This window comes from Demequina sp., from assembly GCF_016278765.1.
Taxonomy (GTDB): domain Bacteria; phylum Actinomycetota; class Actinomycetes; order Actinomycetales; family Demequinaceae; genus Demequina.
The window spans coordinates 100,681-114,508 of record NZ_JADQBE010000019.1; the positions used below are offsets into that span (position 1 = coordinate 100,681).

General features: G+C 62.7%; 10 protein-coding genes. 7 read left to right on the plus strand and 3 right to left on the minus strand.

Annotation, left to right across the window (positions count from 1 at the left end; translation table 11 throughout):
• A partial coding sequence (locus tag QZZ29_RS04070; RefSeq protein ID WP_291381568.1) for a (Fe-S)-binding protein occupies positions 1-1,019 on the plus strand: 1,019 nt, incomplete at its 5' end.
• A gap of 189 nt (positions 1,020-1,208) precedes the next feature.
• Here QZZ29_RS04070 and QZZ29_RS04075 read toward each other — a convergent pair.
• Positions 1,209-2,534, minus strand: coding sequence for an HNH endonuclease signature motif containing protein (locus QZZ29_RS04075; protein ID WP_291381570.1), 1,326 nt, complete (start codon positions 2,532-2,534; stop codon positions 1,209-1,211).
• Between the two features lie 284 nt (positions 2,535-2,818).
• On the opposite strand from QZZ29_RS04075, the gene QZZ29_RS04080 reads away from it, so the two are divergent.
• On the plus strand, positions 2,819-3,847 hold the full coding sequence (locus QZZ29_RS04080) for an LCP family protein (protein WP_291381572.1): 1,029 nt from the start codon (positions 2,819-2,821) through the stop codon (positions 3,845-3,847).
• A 174-nt stretch (positions 3,848-4,021) separates the two neighbouring features.
• Complete coding sequence (locus tag QZZ29_RS04085) at positions 4,022-5,491, plus strand: sugar transferase (protein ID WP_291381573.1); 1,470 nt, start codon at positions 4,022-4,024, stop codon at positions 5,489-5,491.
• 130 nt (positions 5,492-5,621) lie between these two features.
• Here QZZ29_RS04085 and QZZ29_RS04090 read toward each other — a convergent pair whose 3' ends face one another.
• Entirely contained in the window at positions 5,622-6,869 is a 1,248-nt protein-coding gene (locus QZZ29_RS04090; protein ID WP_291381574.1) for a hypothetical protein, read from the minus strand.
• Positions 6,870-7,850: 981 nt separating this feature from the next.
• Here QZZ29_RS04090 and QZZ29_RS04095 point away from each other — a divergent pair.
• The 3 genes from QZZ29_RS04095 to QZZ29_RS04105 all read left to right on the plus strand — a co-directional run bounded on the left by QZZ29_RS04095 (position 7,851) and on the right by QZZ29_RS04105 (position 11,767).
• Positions 7,851-8,876, plus strand: a complete 1,026-nt coding sequence (locus QZZ29_RS04095; protein ID WP_291381576.1) for a glycosyltransferase — start codon at positions 7,851-7,853, stop codon at positions 8,874-8,876.
• Positions 8,873-9,859, plus strand: a complete 987-nt coding sequence (locus QZZ29_RS04100; RefSeq protein ID WP_291381578.1) for a glycosyltransferase — start codon at positions 8,873-8,875, stop codon at positions 9,857-9,859. The genes QZZ29_RS04095 and QZZ29_RS04100 overlap by 4 nt, the downstream gene beginning before the upstream one ends.
• Positions 9,860-10,315: 456 nt before the next feature.
• Complete coding sequence (locus QZZ29_RS04105) at positions 10,316-11,767, plus strand: oligosaccharide flippase family protein (RefSeq protein ID WP_291381579.1); 1,452 nt, start codon at positions 10,316-10,318, stop codon at positions 11,765-11,767.
• Positions 11,768-11,897: 130 nt separating this feature from the next.
• Here QZZ29_RS04105 and QZZ29_RS04110 read toward each other — a convergent pair whose 3' ends face one another.
• Positions 11,898-12,812, minus strand: a complete 915-nt coding sequence (locus QZZ29_RS04110; RefSeq protein ID WP_291381581.1) for a sulfotransferase — start codon at positions 12,810-12,812, stop codon at positions 11,898-11,900.
• Positions 12,813-12,865: 53 nt separating this feature from the next.
• On the opposite strand from QZZ29_RS04110, the gene QZZ29_RS04115 reads away from it, so the two are divergent.
• Positions 12,866-13,777 carry a sulfotransferase gene (locus QZZ29_RS04115; RefSeq protein ID WP_291381583.1) on the plus strand — a complete coding sequence of 304 codons (912 nt, stop codon included), beginning with the start codon at positions 12,866-12,868 and terminating at the stop codon, positions 13,775-13,777.
• The last annotated feature ends 51 nt before the right edge of the window (positions 13,778-13,828 follow it).

Sequence of the window (13,828 nt, forward strand, 5' to 3'; positions counted from 1 at the left end):
CGGCCCCTGGGAACACGGCCCCTGGGAACACGGCCCCTGGGAACACGGCCCCTGGGAACACGGCCCCTGGCCACGACATCCGCGGCAACACGGCCCCTGGGAACACGGCCCCTGGGAACACGGCCCCTGGGAACACGGCCCCTGGCCACGACATCCGCGGCAACACCGTCGTCCTGTGGGCGGACTCCTTCACGGACGGCCTCAGCCCCGAGATTCCCGAGGCGATCGTGCGGGTGCTTGAGGACGCGGGGCTGCGCGTGCTGGTCACGGCGGGCGACGCGTGCTGCGGCGTCACCTGGATCTCCACCGGTCAGCTCGACGGCGCCAAGAAGCGCCTTGGCCACCTGCTCGAGGTGCTGGGCCCGTTCGCGGTCAATGGCATTCCGATCATCGGCGTGGAGCCGTCGTGCACGGCGGTGCTGCGCGGCGACTTGACGGAGCTCCTGCCGGACGACCCGCGCGCCCACGCCGTCGCGGCCGCCACCTTCACGCTGGCCGAGATCCTCACGGGGCGTGCCCCGGTCAAGCCGCGCGACGGCTGGCAGGTGCCCAGCTTGGCGGACGTCACGGCCGTGGTGCAGCCGCACTGTCACCAGTACTCGGTGATGGGGTTCACAGCCGACCGGGATCTGCTGGCGCGCGCGGGCGCCACCGTGACCGAGGCCTCGGGGTGCTGCGGCCTTGCGGGCAACTGGGGCTACGAGAAGGGCCACTATGACGTGTCCCGGCAGATCGCCGAGAACTCGCTGCTGCCGGCTTTGCGCGAGGCGGGGCTCGCTCCGGCCGACGCTGGGGTGCCGGGCGCCGACGCTGGCGCGGGGCTCGCTCCGGCCGACGCTGGGGTGCGCGCCGTCGACGCGGGAGAGGGGAGCACTGACTTTGGGGTGCGGGGCGCCGACGCCCCGGACGGCGTGGTCTACCTGGCCGACGGCGTCAGTTGCCGGACCCAGGCGGACGCCTTTGTGGGGGTTGAGGGTCTGCATCTGGCTCAGGTGTTGGCGGCGCGCCTGGAGCGATGATGGTCGCGCGGGGCGACCCCGCTCACGACCCGCGCTGACGGTCGAGCTTGTAACCAGCACCGCCCTGCTCACCACGTCAGCGCCGCCCTGCTCACCACGCCAGCACCGCCCTGCTCACCACGCCAGCACCGCCCTGCTCACCACGCCAGCACCGCCCGCGCCCAGCGACCCACCACAAACCCACTCCAGCTATGCGGCGAGTCGCATGCGCGCTCGGCCGCCGCGCCGTGGGCGCTGCGATGGGTCCACGGACGGGGGCGCCGTGATCCACACCTCACCGTTCTTGATGTCAAGCTTCCAACCGTCTCGGTGCACGCGATGGTGACAGCCCGTGCATAACAGGACCCCGTTGTCGAGGTCGGTCTTGCCGCGATGTCGGTCCCACCACCGAATGTGGTGAGCTTCGCAATATGAGGGCGGCGCATGGCACATCGCGCACCCTCCGTCTCGCTCCACCAGCGCGAGGCGTTGGGCGCGCGTGAAGAGTCGCCGGGCGCGGCCTATATCGAGGGGTTCGGAGCCGCCGCCCAGCACCAGGGGGATGATCTCCGCGTCGGCGGCCATGGCGCGTAGGGTTCCCGCACTGACCGGGACGGGGAGGTCGTCACTGTCTCCCAGTCCGGCGCCGGTCCGCATTTCGTCAAGTCCCATGCGGACCACCACCGTGGTGGTCACGCCTGACGTCGGCTCGTCGCAGGCCATGCCGTGGCGCGCGAGCCCCACCAGTGCATCGGCGCGTATCTGGCCGACCGTGCGGGTGTCGCGCTCGAGTGGGTCGGCGTCGCGTCGGCGTCGGAAGGCGTCCTTCACCTGAGCGTCGAGCCAGGCAATGACGGGCGCCGCGGCTGGAGGGTCGAGCCTGGCCTGAATGAGCATCATGCCGTCGGATTCCTCGCTGACAGACACATGTCGCGCGTCGTGCTGGCGACGTTCCCGTTCCTCCCACGCGGCCGGATCTGAGCTTGCCTGGAGTCGCTGACACACGCGGCGAAGTTGGGCCAGGTCGAGGTCGCGCGCTCGCGCCACGAGCCGCTCTTCCACCTCGGAGGCGCCTTCGCCCAGCGCGTCCAGGGTGCGGCTGACCAATGCCGCCGCTTGGGCGCCGATCTCCCCCGAGGTCAGGCTTGCGGCCACGTGAGGATAGGCGGGAGGCGCCGCCGTGTCAGCGTCGTCGTGGCGGGCATCGTCCGACGTGACGCCGGACGCGAACGCACGGCCGGCGTCGATCAGGTGTGTGGCATCACCGAGCGACCCCCCGGTGGCTTGGGCAACCATGCGGCCAGGAGAGGAGAACCCGTGCGACCGAGCCAGCCCGCCGGGGCCAAGTTCGGGAGCGGAGCGTCGGCCCACTTCGAATGCGAGGGCCGCGAGCATCGCCTCGGTGGTCCGGCGCACCTGGGCCGCAGCGCCCTGCGCTGCAAGCAGCTCGCCGGGCTCGAGCGTCGCGACAGCGCGCCCCTCGAATGCCGCGAGCGACTCGAGGGCCGCGGCAATCGCGACGGTGGAAATGTCCATGGATTCATTCAAGCAGGGGGGTCTGACAAATGGGGTCAAACGGCATCAAATTGTGGAATGGGCACGATGCGTCGACCTGGGTACGACGCACCGGCGGCCTGGCAACGGACGACGCCGACGCACCGGCGGCCTGGCAACGGACGACGCCGACGCAACGGACGACGCCGACGCAACGGACGACGCCGACGCAACGGACGATCCAGCCTCCCCGCGCCCGGACCCGTACCCCCCGCGGTCGGGAGCGGATGGAGTGCCGCTCGCCGCCCGTCAATTACGATATGGGGATGCCACAGCCCCAACCGCGACATGCCGCCACGTCGCGCCGTCTCAGCCGTGGGGCCAAGGTACTCATCTCGATTGCCACAGCATTCGCGGTGCTCGTCACCGGCACCGGCATCGCGGCGCTCGTCGTCCGCTATCAGATCAACGCGAACATCAATCACGTGGAAGTGGCCTTCCCGGTGTTGCCCAATGTGCCGACCCCCACCGCAGAGCCCCAGGGCGACCCGCCCATCGATTTCTTGGTGCTTGGCTCTGACTCGCGCATCACCGATGGCAATTTGGGCCAAGTAGTGGAGGGCGGCAGCAACTCCGACGCCATGATGCTGGTGCAGATTTCGGGTGACCGCACGTCGCTCAACGTCCTGTCGATTCCACGCGATTCGTGGGTGCCCATCGAGGGTCACGGTGAAGGGAAAATCACCTGGGCTTACAGCTACGGCGGCCCGGAGCTAGCGATCTCGACCGTTCAGAACCTCACGGGCGTCACGATCGAACACTTTGTTGTGCTCGACTTCACCAGCTTCAAGAGGTTGACGGATGCGCTGGGTGGCGTCACCGTCAAGACCGCTGAGGGCGACAGGCGCATGAATGGTGAAGAGGCGTTTGACTTTGTCCATGATCGCTTCACGGTGAGCCAGGGCGACCTCGACCGGGTGCGGCGCCAGCAGGCGTGGATCAAGGGAATGATGCACGAGGTGTTCAACAAGGATGTTCTGAAGTCGCCCGCCAAGGTGGCTTCGCTGATCACCATCGTGCTCGATTATTCGGCTGTGGACCAAGGCATCACCTTCGATTACTTGGCGGGGTTGGCGCTGGAGGTGAAGGACCTCAGGCCGGGCTCTGTGCAGTTCTTGACCGCCCCGCACGCAGAGTCGGGACTCATCATTCCGGGTCAGAACCAGTGGGCACTTCGCATCGACTATGACAAGTTCGACCCGTTCATGGAGGCGTGGCGGGACGACAAAGTGGTGGAGTACCTCGCGGCGCACCCCAACCAGATCCCCGATCTGGAAGACCGCCCGGTCGAATAGATCAATGGCCGACGGGTCCGGGGGCAGTGCGCACAAGGTCCCGACCGCACGTTGGTAGGGTGGTGACGGCATCCGAGCGCGGATAGCGCGGGTGAACTGAGGGGCTACACGGCTCAACTGTGGTTGACGGTTGTGCGTCGTGTTGGAAACCTCTGAGAGCACAGGGGGTATGGGATGGCGGACCGTGACTCGGGCACGTCGCCGCGGCCGATGCGCGAAAGCATGGGCTGGGCGGTCTGGATGCGTGCCGCCCTTGGCGGTTCGGACTTGCTGGTCGCAACGTTCGCCGTAGCGGTTGCTCATGGGGTGCGGTTCGGGTTTGATTCCGATGCCACGCTCACGGGCGGACCCTGGTCGCCGTCCTACATGTTCATGAGTGCCTTGATTGCGTTGGGGTGGTGGTGGGCGCTCGGCATCGGTGGCTCGCGCGATGCGACGGTCCTGGGCCACGGGCCGCAGGAGTTGCAGCGGCTGGTGAGCGCCTCGTGGCGCGTGTTCGCTGTGGTGGCCATGATCGCCTTCGCGACGCAGTGGCAGATCTCGCGCTTCTACCTGCTGGTCGCGTTGCCGGTCGGAGTGATGGGGCTCTTTGTGACGCGCGGACTGTGGCGCCTGTGGATCCATGCGCAGCGCGACAAGGGCTACCTGCAGGCGAACGTGCTCATCGTGGGTGCCGAGTCCAGCGTGCGCGAACTCGAGGTCCGTTTTCGCGGAGGGCGCCGCGCGGGCTTTCGCGTGGTGGGCGTCGCCTCGGTGCCCGGCCATACGGAGGACTGGTCCGGCCTGGACCCGAGGATTACGCGGCTCGGTTCCTTGGATGATCCGCTTGCGCAGGCCACCTCGGTGCGCGCCGAATACATCGTGGTGGCGGGAACCGAGGCGATGTCTTTTGAGGAGAGCCACAAGTTGGGTTGGGCACTTGAGGGATCGGACATCGGCTTGCTCATTGCGCCGTCGCTGGCGGACGTGGCTGGCCCGCGCGTACACGTCACGCCGGTAGCCGGCTTGCCGCTCCTGGAGGTGACGGCGCCGACGTTTGTGGGCACGCGGTACGTGGTCAAGGCGGTGCTGGATCGCCTGGGGGCACTGGTATTGCTGGTGCTGACAGCATTGCCGATGCTCGCCATCGCGATCGCGATCCGGGCGGGATCCCCTGGCCCGGTCTTCTTTGTCCAGGAGCGGGTGGGGTTGGGCATGAAGCCGTTCCCGATGCTGAAGTTCCGGTCGATGTACGCGGACGCGGAAGAGCGGCTCGAGGATCTTTTGGAGCACGACGAGGGGGCTGGGGCCCTGTTCAAGATGAAGAATGACCCGCGAATCACTCCGGTGGGCCGCCTGCTGCGACGTTTCTCGCTCGATGAGTTGCCGCAGTTACTCAACGTCTTGTTGGGCCACATGTCGCTGGTGGGCCCGCGCCCACCGTTGGCCCGCGAGGTGGAGCAATGGGAGGACAACGTCGAGCGTCGTCAGTTGGTGAAGCCCGGTCTCACGGGGCTCTGGCAGGTTTCGGGGCGGTCGGATCTGAGCTGGGAAGAGTCGGTACGCCTGGACCTTTACTACGCTGAGAATTGGTCCCTGGGCGGTGACCTGGTGATCATCCTGAGGACGATCTATACGGTTCTGCGACAGTCTGGGGCGTACTAGGTGTTGCGTCTCATGAGGTTGGTGAGGGCGGGGCAGTGAGGAGGGATAGGCCTTGACCGCCACCAGTGATCGCCGTGTGGTGTCGCACCTGGTGTCTGGACTGTGCACGGGCCTGCGCTAAAGAGTCTGGCTACACTGCAACGTCACCGTGGCTGATCGCGCGTGGCTGACTTGCTCCAGGTTGGCGCGCGAGCGTCACTCCCAGCGAATACCAGAGAAAGGCCGTGGCACCGAGCGCAGAAGCGGATTCGGAAAGTGCGGCAACGGTAAGCAAACTGAGGCCCATAAAGGCCTCGATCGACGCGAGCCGATGCGTGGCGAGCGCGCGACACAACCACACCACGACACCGATCACGAGTAGCACCAGGGGCAGACCGAGCCAGGCGAAGTAAAGCCCTAGGAGACTCTCGCTTCCTGGACCAACTTCACCCCCGCGAAGCGCCGCCTGATACCCGGTAGAACCGAACCCAATTCCAAAAGGATTGGCAAGGGCCGTTGTCAGACCGGAGAAGAATCCCTCGGGATGGCTGCTGGTGTTCCCCTGCTGCATGAATGTGAAGCCAATGGCCACGGTGACGACGGCGACGCCAACTAGCACGGCTAGATGGTTGACCTTTTGCCACAGCAACTCGAGGATAGTCACAGTAGCGAAAATCAACATCCCCGCGCGCCCGAAACTTGCGGCCAACGCGGCGGCGATGACGGCGAGGAAGGCAATTCGCGCGAGTCCCCTCAGTTGTCGCATAGCCGCGTAGGCTCCGCCAGCTAGGAAGAGTGCGAGCATCGGGGGGTTGAAAAACGGCCCCCCGGCTCTGAATAGCGGCTCGCCCCCTATGACTCCGTCCGCGTAGTAAGCAGCTGGCAGGCCGTGTCGAAAATCCGAGCCGCTGGCACCGAGTACGTCGGTCGCGTACCACGATGGATCCAGCAGTGGTCTTTGAACCATGACTTCCAGAAGGGCCCATACTGCCGAAAACGATGCAAGGCCGATCACGGCCCACCCAATGCGACGACCGTTGCCAGCAAGTACCCTCCCAACCAGGAGGAGACCGAGCGGCAGAAGCACCTGCCGCAACTGCGCGAAGCCCGTTACGGGATCAGCGGCGCGGAGGTAGGCGACTCCGGCAAGGATTGCGACAAAGGCGTATACCGCGAACGCGCGTCGGTCCCGCGACAGGGCCAGCAGACACGCGCTAGCCAAAGCTACGGAGACAGTGATGTCGTCCGTATATACAAACAATGGTTCGTGAAAGAACGTGACGAGAGTACGTTGAAGAACACCCGCTATTAACGTGATCACGATGAGCCAGTCGAACGCCCGGCGCCAGGCGAACCATACCGAGACTGCGGAGAGAACGCCGAGCAACACGAAACTCATCGATTCTCCTCCTCTAGGCGCGGGACGCGAAGTGGTGCGCGAGCGCAATTTACGATGTATAAACTCAGTGAGATCACAGTACCCACCAGTTCACATTTGCACGGGGCGTCCCGGTCATGGAGCTCCGGGTCTTGCGGTCATCGAGCACGGAGTGCTTGGTGGCGTGCCCCGCCAATTCTAGGCCTAGCATCTCAAGGAGTTGAGGAAGCGCGCCCGAGCAACGATTGCAGCAGTTGGGTTGCTCTTCCACTTCTCTACACGCCGTAAATCGGGATCGGTGGTGATGATGCCAACGGTTTCGGTTGAGGCAGCGAGCGCGCCCTCAATGATGATTCTCACTTCAAGCACGGCGCACGACCCGCCTGGCGCGCCATTGGCTCGCTAGCGCTGAGTATGGCATTCAATTCAGGTCATGATGGCCGGTTGCCAACCTCAGCGGGTGGCTCAACGGGGTTGGTCTAAGGACGTCTTCTCGCCGATGGAGGAACAGGCGATCTCTTTGCGGCACACATCCCCAAGCGCGCAATCGCACAAGTTATCTTCAGCACTGCCCATGTAGAAGACGGTTCGATGTTCGGCGCCCGCTTTTCGGCGCCCCAGGCGGTGTCCATTCGTCAGACTCTCCCCATGACACAGACCGCGAGTTCATCGACGAGGCTTGCGCGCGTATACCCAGGTCTGGAGCGGGTACCCTTGCAGCGTGACCAGTTCGGAGCAACGGCGATGTGCATGAACTTCACTGGGGACACCACTCCGTGTCGCATGCTGAATTGTGAAGTGTCACCGAGACTCGTGTTGAACCATGGTGTGCGACGTCGTTCCGAAGTCGCGGGTCGATAGTCTTGCCGCTCATCTCACGAGTTCCGTGCGAAGTGCCGATGGGTCCACGCTAAGCCTAGAGGGAGCGTAGTGGAGAAGAAGCGAGTGAGCATCTTAGGCACGCGGGGCTACCCGAGCTACTACGGAGGGTTCGAGACTGCGGTGCGCTACCTGGCCCCATATCTCGCGGACCAGGGGTGGGAGGTGACCGTCTATGGCCGAAAGGGCGCCATCGCAACGGTCGGGCCGCGTGACGAGCGAGTTACGGCCAGACTCACCTCGGGGCTCGAGACACGGTCCCTGAGTACCCTTTCCTACGGCCTGACCGCGTCACTTGCAGCCAGCCGGAATCGACCCGACGTAGTGCTCATGATGAACGTCGCCAACGGATACTTCCTTCCCTTTCTGAGGGCACGCGGCATTCCGACGGTCGTCAATGTCGATGGCATCGAGTGGGAGCGGGAGAAATGGGGTCGAGCGGCGCGCGCCATGTTCCGCAATGGAGCGAGAGCAACCGCCAAGTTTGCCAGCGAACTTGTGGCGGATTCGCACGCGATCGGAGACTATTGGCGAGAACATTACTCGCGCGACGGAAAGTTCATTCCGTACGGTGGCGAGGCGCCGAGCACCGAACTTCCCGTCGAAGAAGGGCTTGAGCACGGCAAGTATGTCCTCTTCGTCGCGCGCTTTGTCCCGGAGAACTCGTTCCATGAGTTCATGGCCGCAGTACCGCAGATGGCAGAGGAGTCTGACGTGGTGATTGTTGGGTCGTCGGGCTATGGCGGCGATCTCGACAAACGGGCCGCAGATCTCGCGCGAGACTACGCAAATGTTCGTTGGCTTGGACACGTGAGCGATGACGTCCGGATCCAATCCCTTTGGCAACATTGCGGAGCTTACTTTCATGGGCACAGTGTGGGTGGAACGAACCCCGCTCTTGTACAGGCTATGGCTTGCGGCGCGCCCGTAGTCGCGCGTGACACCGTGTATAACCGCGAAGTCTTGGGTGATGCGGGAGTGTTTGTGCCCGCGCGTCCGGATGCCATTGCAGACGCGCTACGGGATGTCCTGAAGGTCGATCAAACAGCCCGTGTCGCCCGCGCGCGAAAACGAATTGACCAGACATACAACTGGGAAGCCGTTTGTTCGAGTTATGAGCGGCTTCTGACGGAGACAGCAGGAAGATGACGCCACGGCTCGCGGTGATGAATCCGTTACCCGACGCACTAGCGCATTACGAGCGCGAACTGCGCGAGACCCTTTCACGGGTTGGCGAACAGTCGGTCGCCCTGGATGCGCGTCCGGTAGAAGGGCTCGAGGGCGTCCTAGGCAAGGCGCGCATGTTCGCCAACGCGATACACAATGAGAGCGTCTCGCGCGACGCCAGCGCGGCCGTATTGACCACGTGGCCCTCGCTCGGTCTACTCGATGCAAGATTGGTATCTGCTCGCCGCAATCCCAGAGTGGTCATACTCCATGACCCTGTGCCTCTGCGTCAGCAGGTGGGGTTTGGGCGCACCGCGCGCGAATGGGCGAGTCGTGCGCGCCAGGGTCGCCGCCCTACCATCCTCTTGCATTCAGACGCGGCGCACCGGGAAGCAAGCCGGCTCCTGCCACGCCACGCGCTCTTGAGTGCTCTACATCCCATGCTGAACGCCGCACCACCCACCCGCACTTCGCAAGAACCGGTAATTCTTGTCGCAGGTCAGTTCAAACCCGCTCGAGACCTGGAACTGCTAGCTGCGATCGGACCGAAGTTGCGAAAGAGCGGATTGAGGCCACAGATCGTAGGACGCGGCTGGCCGGATATCGACGGCTGGGAGACTGACGCGAGGTTTGTGCCAGAAACTGAACTCGACGACCTGTTGGCTAGCGCGTCCATGGTTTTGCTGCCGTATTCCCACTACTTCCAAAGTGGCATCGCGGTTCGGGCGCTAGAAAACGCCACGCCTACCTTGGGCGCCCGCACTGGATTCCTAGAGGATCTTCTTGGTGACGGGTTCGAGGGTCTGGTCGACTCGAGCCGACCCGAAGAGTATGTTGAGCGCGCCAAACAGGTGGCAACCGTGCCGCAGCCCGATGTAATCCGCCTTCTGGACAACGCGCGGGCGCGCGTCGATGACTCGTGGCGACTCTTAGTCGATTCGCTGGGCGCGAATCGCGATGAGTGAGACGCGAACTGCGCGCCGCCGCCAACTCGACCGGGACGCGAGCCCAGTAAAGAACGTGAATACTCTCGGACTGTTAAGAGGTAAGAAGAGTCCTGAGCCGACTGCTGCCGTTGCCATTATGGGCGCAACTGTCATAGGTTCGATTTACGCCGGAGTCACAACTGATGAGGTCACTTTATCGACTCACGCGGTCGCTGCACTCGAGATTTCCCTCTCGGCAGACTTGCTATATCACGCGAGTCAATCCGCTTTCCTTGAGATATCGACTAGCGTGACTCCATTACAGAGCTATACCGGCGCGCAAGCAATGATACCGTGCGTCTCAATACGCTGCAGATCGTCATCGTGTTCAATCCCGTTTACCCAAAAGGGCTCTCGTCGATGCCCCCAATCATCTCACTCGCCAAGCGTGGCGCACGATACTCGCATGCGATCCAAGGTGGGTGAAACTAACACATGAACGACCTTCGCACAACTGCAGCGCGCGGTGGTGCTTTTACGCTGTCATCCGCAGTGTTGAATTTGGTCAGCCAGTTGACAGCCATGCTTGTGCTCGGTCGCATTCTCGTTCCTGAGGATTTCGGCATGGTTGCTGTCGCCACAGCCATCGCAGGTCTTGCGCAAGTTGTTATCAACATGGGCTTGTCGCGTGCTGCCATTCAGATTCCGATACTGACCCAGCCGGTACAGAGCGCACTATGGTTAGTCAACCTGGCTATGGGGCTATTAGTAATGGTCGCTATGCTTCTTTCGGCCCCCTCGTTTGCCCGCTTATACGGGGATATTCGTCTCACTGGGGTATTCGTGGCGGTTGCCACGATCCCAGCCTTGCTCGGCGTGCAGGTCCAGTCGCGAGTGGTGTTGATCCGCTCGCATCAATTCGGAAGACTGGCCGGGGCCGAGGCGGCAGGTAGTTTGGTTTCCGTCGCAGGGGCGGTGACAATGGCGGTTGCGGGAGCCGGCTATTGGGCAATTGTCGCTTTGCCAATTGTATACGCCGCGGTTTCTAGTGTCGCGGTTCTGATTATGGCTCGGTGGCTTCCTAGCCGTCTAGGAGATTGGGTCGACGTCAGGAGGGTGGTGGCGAGCGGAACCCGAATCGCAGGTACCGCCATACTCGAGAACAGTGGTCGATTCTTTCTCATCCCGGTTATCGCAATGCAACTGCCGACGGCGGCTGTCGGGCAGTTTGACCGAGCTCAGCAGGTCGCAATGTTTCCGCATACGTCTGTCCTAAATCAGCTTCAGCGTGTTGGGATTCCACTATTTTCGACAATCAGTGGATCCTCTGAGCGCGTTGGCAGGGCTTGGCTAGAGGTTCAATCCCTTTTTCTCTTGGCGGTCGGTTTATTTTATGTCACGCTTGCGGTCACAAGCCGAGATGTTATCCTCATCGTGCTCGGCCCGGGTTGGTTGGTAGCGGGAAAGCTTCTTGGGATTCTCGCTATTGTCGCTCTCGCGCGAACGCTGGCGCTTGTGCCACAATGGATTCTCATTGGTTGTGGCTATTCTACGGGTTTGCTACGCATGAGCATAATTGCTCAGCCATTAATCTTCGGATGTAGCCTTATTGGACTTCTCGGCGGGGCGCTTGGAGTGGCGATTGCAAGCGCTTTGGCGAATGCCTTCTATCTTCCGGTGTTGTTTTGGTATGTCTCGCGAAAAATCGGTGTGTCACTGCGCCCCATGGCTAAACATGTGGTTTGGCTGACCGCCACCGTCCTGCTGCCATCTGGGATCCTGGCGGCGGCCCTTTCTCGAATATCTGGGAGTCCAATCGCCAGCATTTTGCTAGCCGGGTGCGGCGTGACGTTGGTGATTTCGACGCTTCTGGTCGTTAGCCGTTCGCACCGACTGCTTTTTGCTGGGGTCCGACAGCAGATTGCCGCGCTACGGGGCGTTCGCTGAACAACTTGAAATGTGCACATCGTCCCTCGTCGTCGGGGCCTTGTATTCGGTGAAACGGTTCAGAGACGTTGTGGTAGAGACCAGCAAGGGCCATCGTTGCCGAAGTGCCGGACCAGTTCGGGAGAGACTCTCATCGACTGCTCGGAGGCCAGGGCTCCACTGCTGTTAGGTCCTCCAACGAATATCCGAATGGCTGGATCCTTGGCTCATAGTCGCGTACAACGGCCGCGTACTCCCGCCTGAGCAGTGGGCTCACTGCGTCCCTCACAAGTTCCCGCAGATCAACTCGGCTACGGACCCGCGATCGGGGGCGCACCGTTTTTGAGGCGCGCTTGACGGCCATTTGCTCCCACCGTTGGCTATAGCGCTCCGAACGGCTGGATGCGAGATTCTCCACCTTGAGTTCTGCGGGCAATTTGATCTCTCTTCCCACCCGCTCGAACTCGCCGACCGGATCCTGAACAATGTGCTCGTACTTCGCGACACTGGCACTTCGGAGGTGGGGTAGGTCGGCACTCAGAGTCTCGTGCGCAGTGCACCACAACTCCACGAGTCCGGCCAGTCGGAAGCCCATTTTTCCGCGCATGTCCGGGTACCACTTTTCCACTGCGAGGGCCTGAAGCATGGGGTGTCTCACGACGAACAAGAATCCGCTATCCGGGAACGCGGCTTGGAGATAGCGCGAGCGAAGGATATTTAGCGGGGTCTTTTCGACGAGGAACTCTCGCGACAGGTCCCAGTACGGCGACCACGAGTTCCACAATTGTTCGCGGAGAGTGTCAGGGTTTTCGACATCGCGCTCGGTGAGGTGCGCTCGGGGGTTGAGCGCCCACGCCGTCGGTCCTCCGAGAACGCTCCCTTGCGGGTACGCGTCTTGTAGGAATTGCCCCTCATCCATCATGGCGCCGGTCTCAGTGAGACCGCTGGCTTGCGGGGAACCCGAAACCACTTGAGCGACCACGGTCGTGCCACTGCGATGCAGCCCGCCAACGAAGATCATGGTCTGGTTAGGTCCGCCGTGCGTCGAGCGTTCACTTTTGGTCACATTCTGACCCTATCGGTAGGTGCGCGGGCCATTGACTCCGCTAACCTCGCCTGGTGAGTGAAAAAATTCCCGCGCGCCAAATCTTTGTCGGGGGCATGCAACGCAGTGGCACCACGCTGCTGGGGCGGCTTCTTGCACAGCACCCCGACGCCGCAGGTCTGTCAGGAACTCATACTGATGAAGACGAGGGTCAATTCGTCCAGGATGTCTACGCCGACGATCACCGCATGGGTGGTCCCACTCGATGGGCTTTTCATCCACAAGCTCACCTTACCGAGCAAGATGTCGCAGAGAGTTCGGTTGCGCGAGACTCGCTGTCCAAGGCGTGGGCGCCGTACGTTACCGACTCTGACGCCTCAGTGTTGATCGAGAAATCGCCGAGCAACTTGACCAAGACGCGGTGGTTGAGGGCCGTGTTTCCGGACTCGACATTCGTGGTGGTGACGCGCCACCCAGCGATTCAGGCGCTCGCTATTCAGAAGTGGTCGGGTATCGGCGGGTCCGCCGGATTTGGGATCGAGAAGCGCGTCGATCACTGGCGCCACGCGATGAGCACCTTCCGTTCCGACGCCGCAGGGCTGGGCGATGTTTGGGTGGTGCGGTATGAATCACTGGTCGCCCAACCGCGGGAGGTTCTGGACGCGCTAGCGGCCTCGATAGGACTCGCGCGTTTCGACTTTGACGTTTCGAGTGTGCGTGACCAATCAAGCAAATACGTGGATTACTGGAACGCGATGCGCGACGCACCCCGGGGGTGGTCTCATCCCCCGGTTGTCATCGGCGGTTTCGGTTTTCCCGGTTCGTACACCGGTCGGCGAGCCCTCTCACGGCTTTACTGGGGTACGAGAGCGGCGGCTGATAGAGAGATCATTGCGCGAAAGTACTCAGTTGCCGCAGCCGATTGGGGATATGACGTCGATGCTCCTGGAGCGGTTTCGTCTGACGGTTTGCCGTTCGCGATCTAGGGCGTGTCTCTGAAGTCATGCGAGCCAGAGTATGATCGCGGCGAGGACGAC

What these genes read in the sequence shown, in the direction of transcription:
- QZZ29_RS04075 (WP_291381570.1), bottom strand. Translation starts at nt 2,534, where the DNA reads ATGGACATTTCCACCGTCGCGATTGCCGCGGCCCTCGAGTCGCTCGCG.
- QZZ29_RS04080 (WP_291381572.1), top strand. Translation starts at nt 2,819, where the DNA reads ATGCCACAGCCCCAACCGCGACATGCCGCCACGTCGCGCCGTCTCAGC.
- QZZ29_RS04085 (WP_291381573.1), top strand. Translation starts at nt 4,022, where the DNA reads ATGGCGGACCGTGACTCGGGCACGTCGCCGCGGCCGATGCGCGAAAGC.
- QZZ29_RS04090 (WP_291381574.1), bottom strand. Translation starts at nt 6,869, where the DNA reads ATGAGTTTCGTGTTGCTCGGCGTTCTCTCCGCAGTCTCGGTATGGTTC.
- QZZ29_RS04100 (WP_291381578.1), top strand. Translation starts at nt 8,873, where the DNA reads ATGACGCCACGGCTCGCGGTGATGAATCCGTTACCCGACGCACTAGCG.
- QZZ29_RS04105 (WP_291381579.1), top strand. Translation starts at nt 10,316, where the DNA reads ATGAACGACCTTCGCACAACTGCAGCGCGCGGTGGTGCTTTTACGCTG.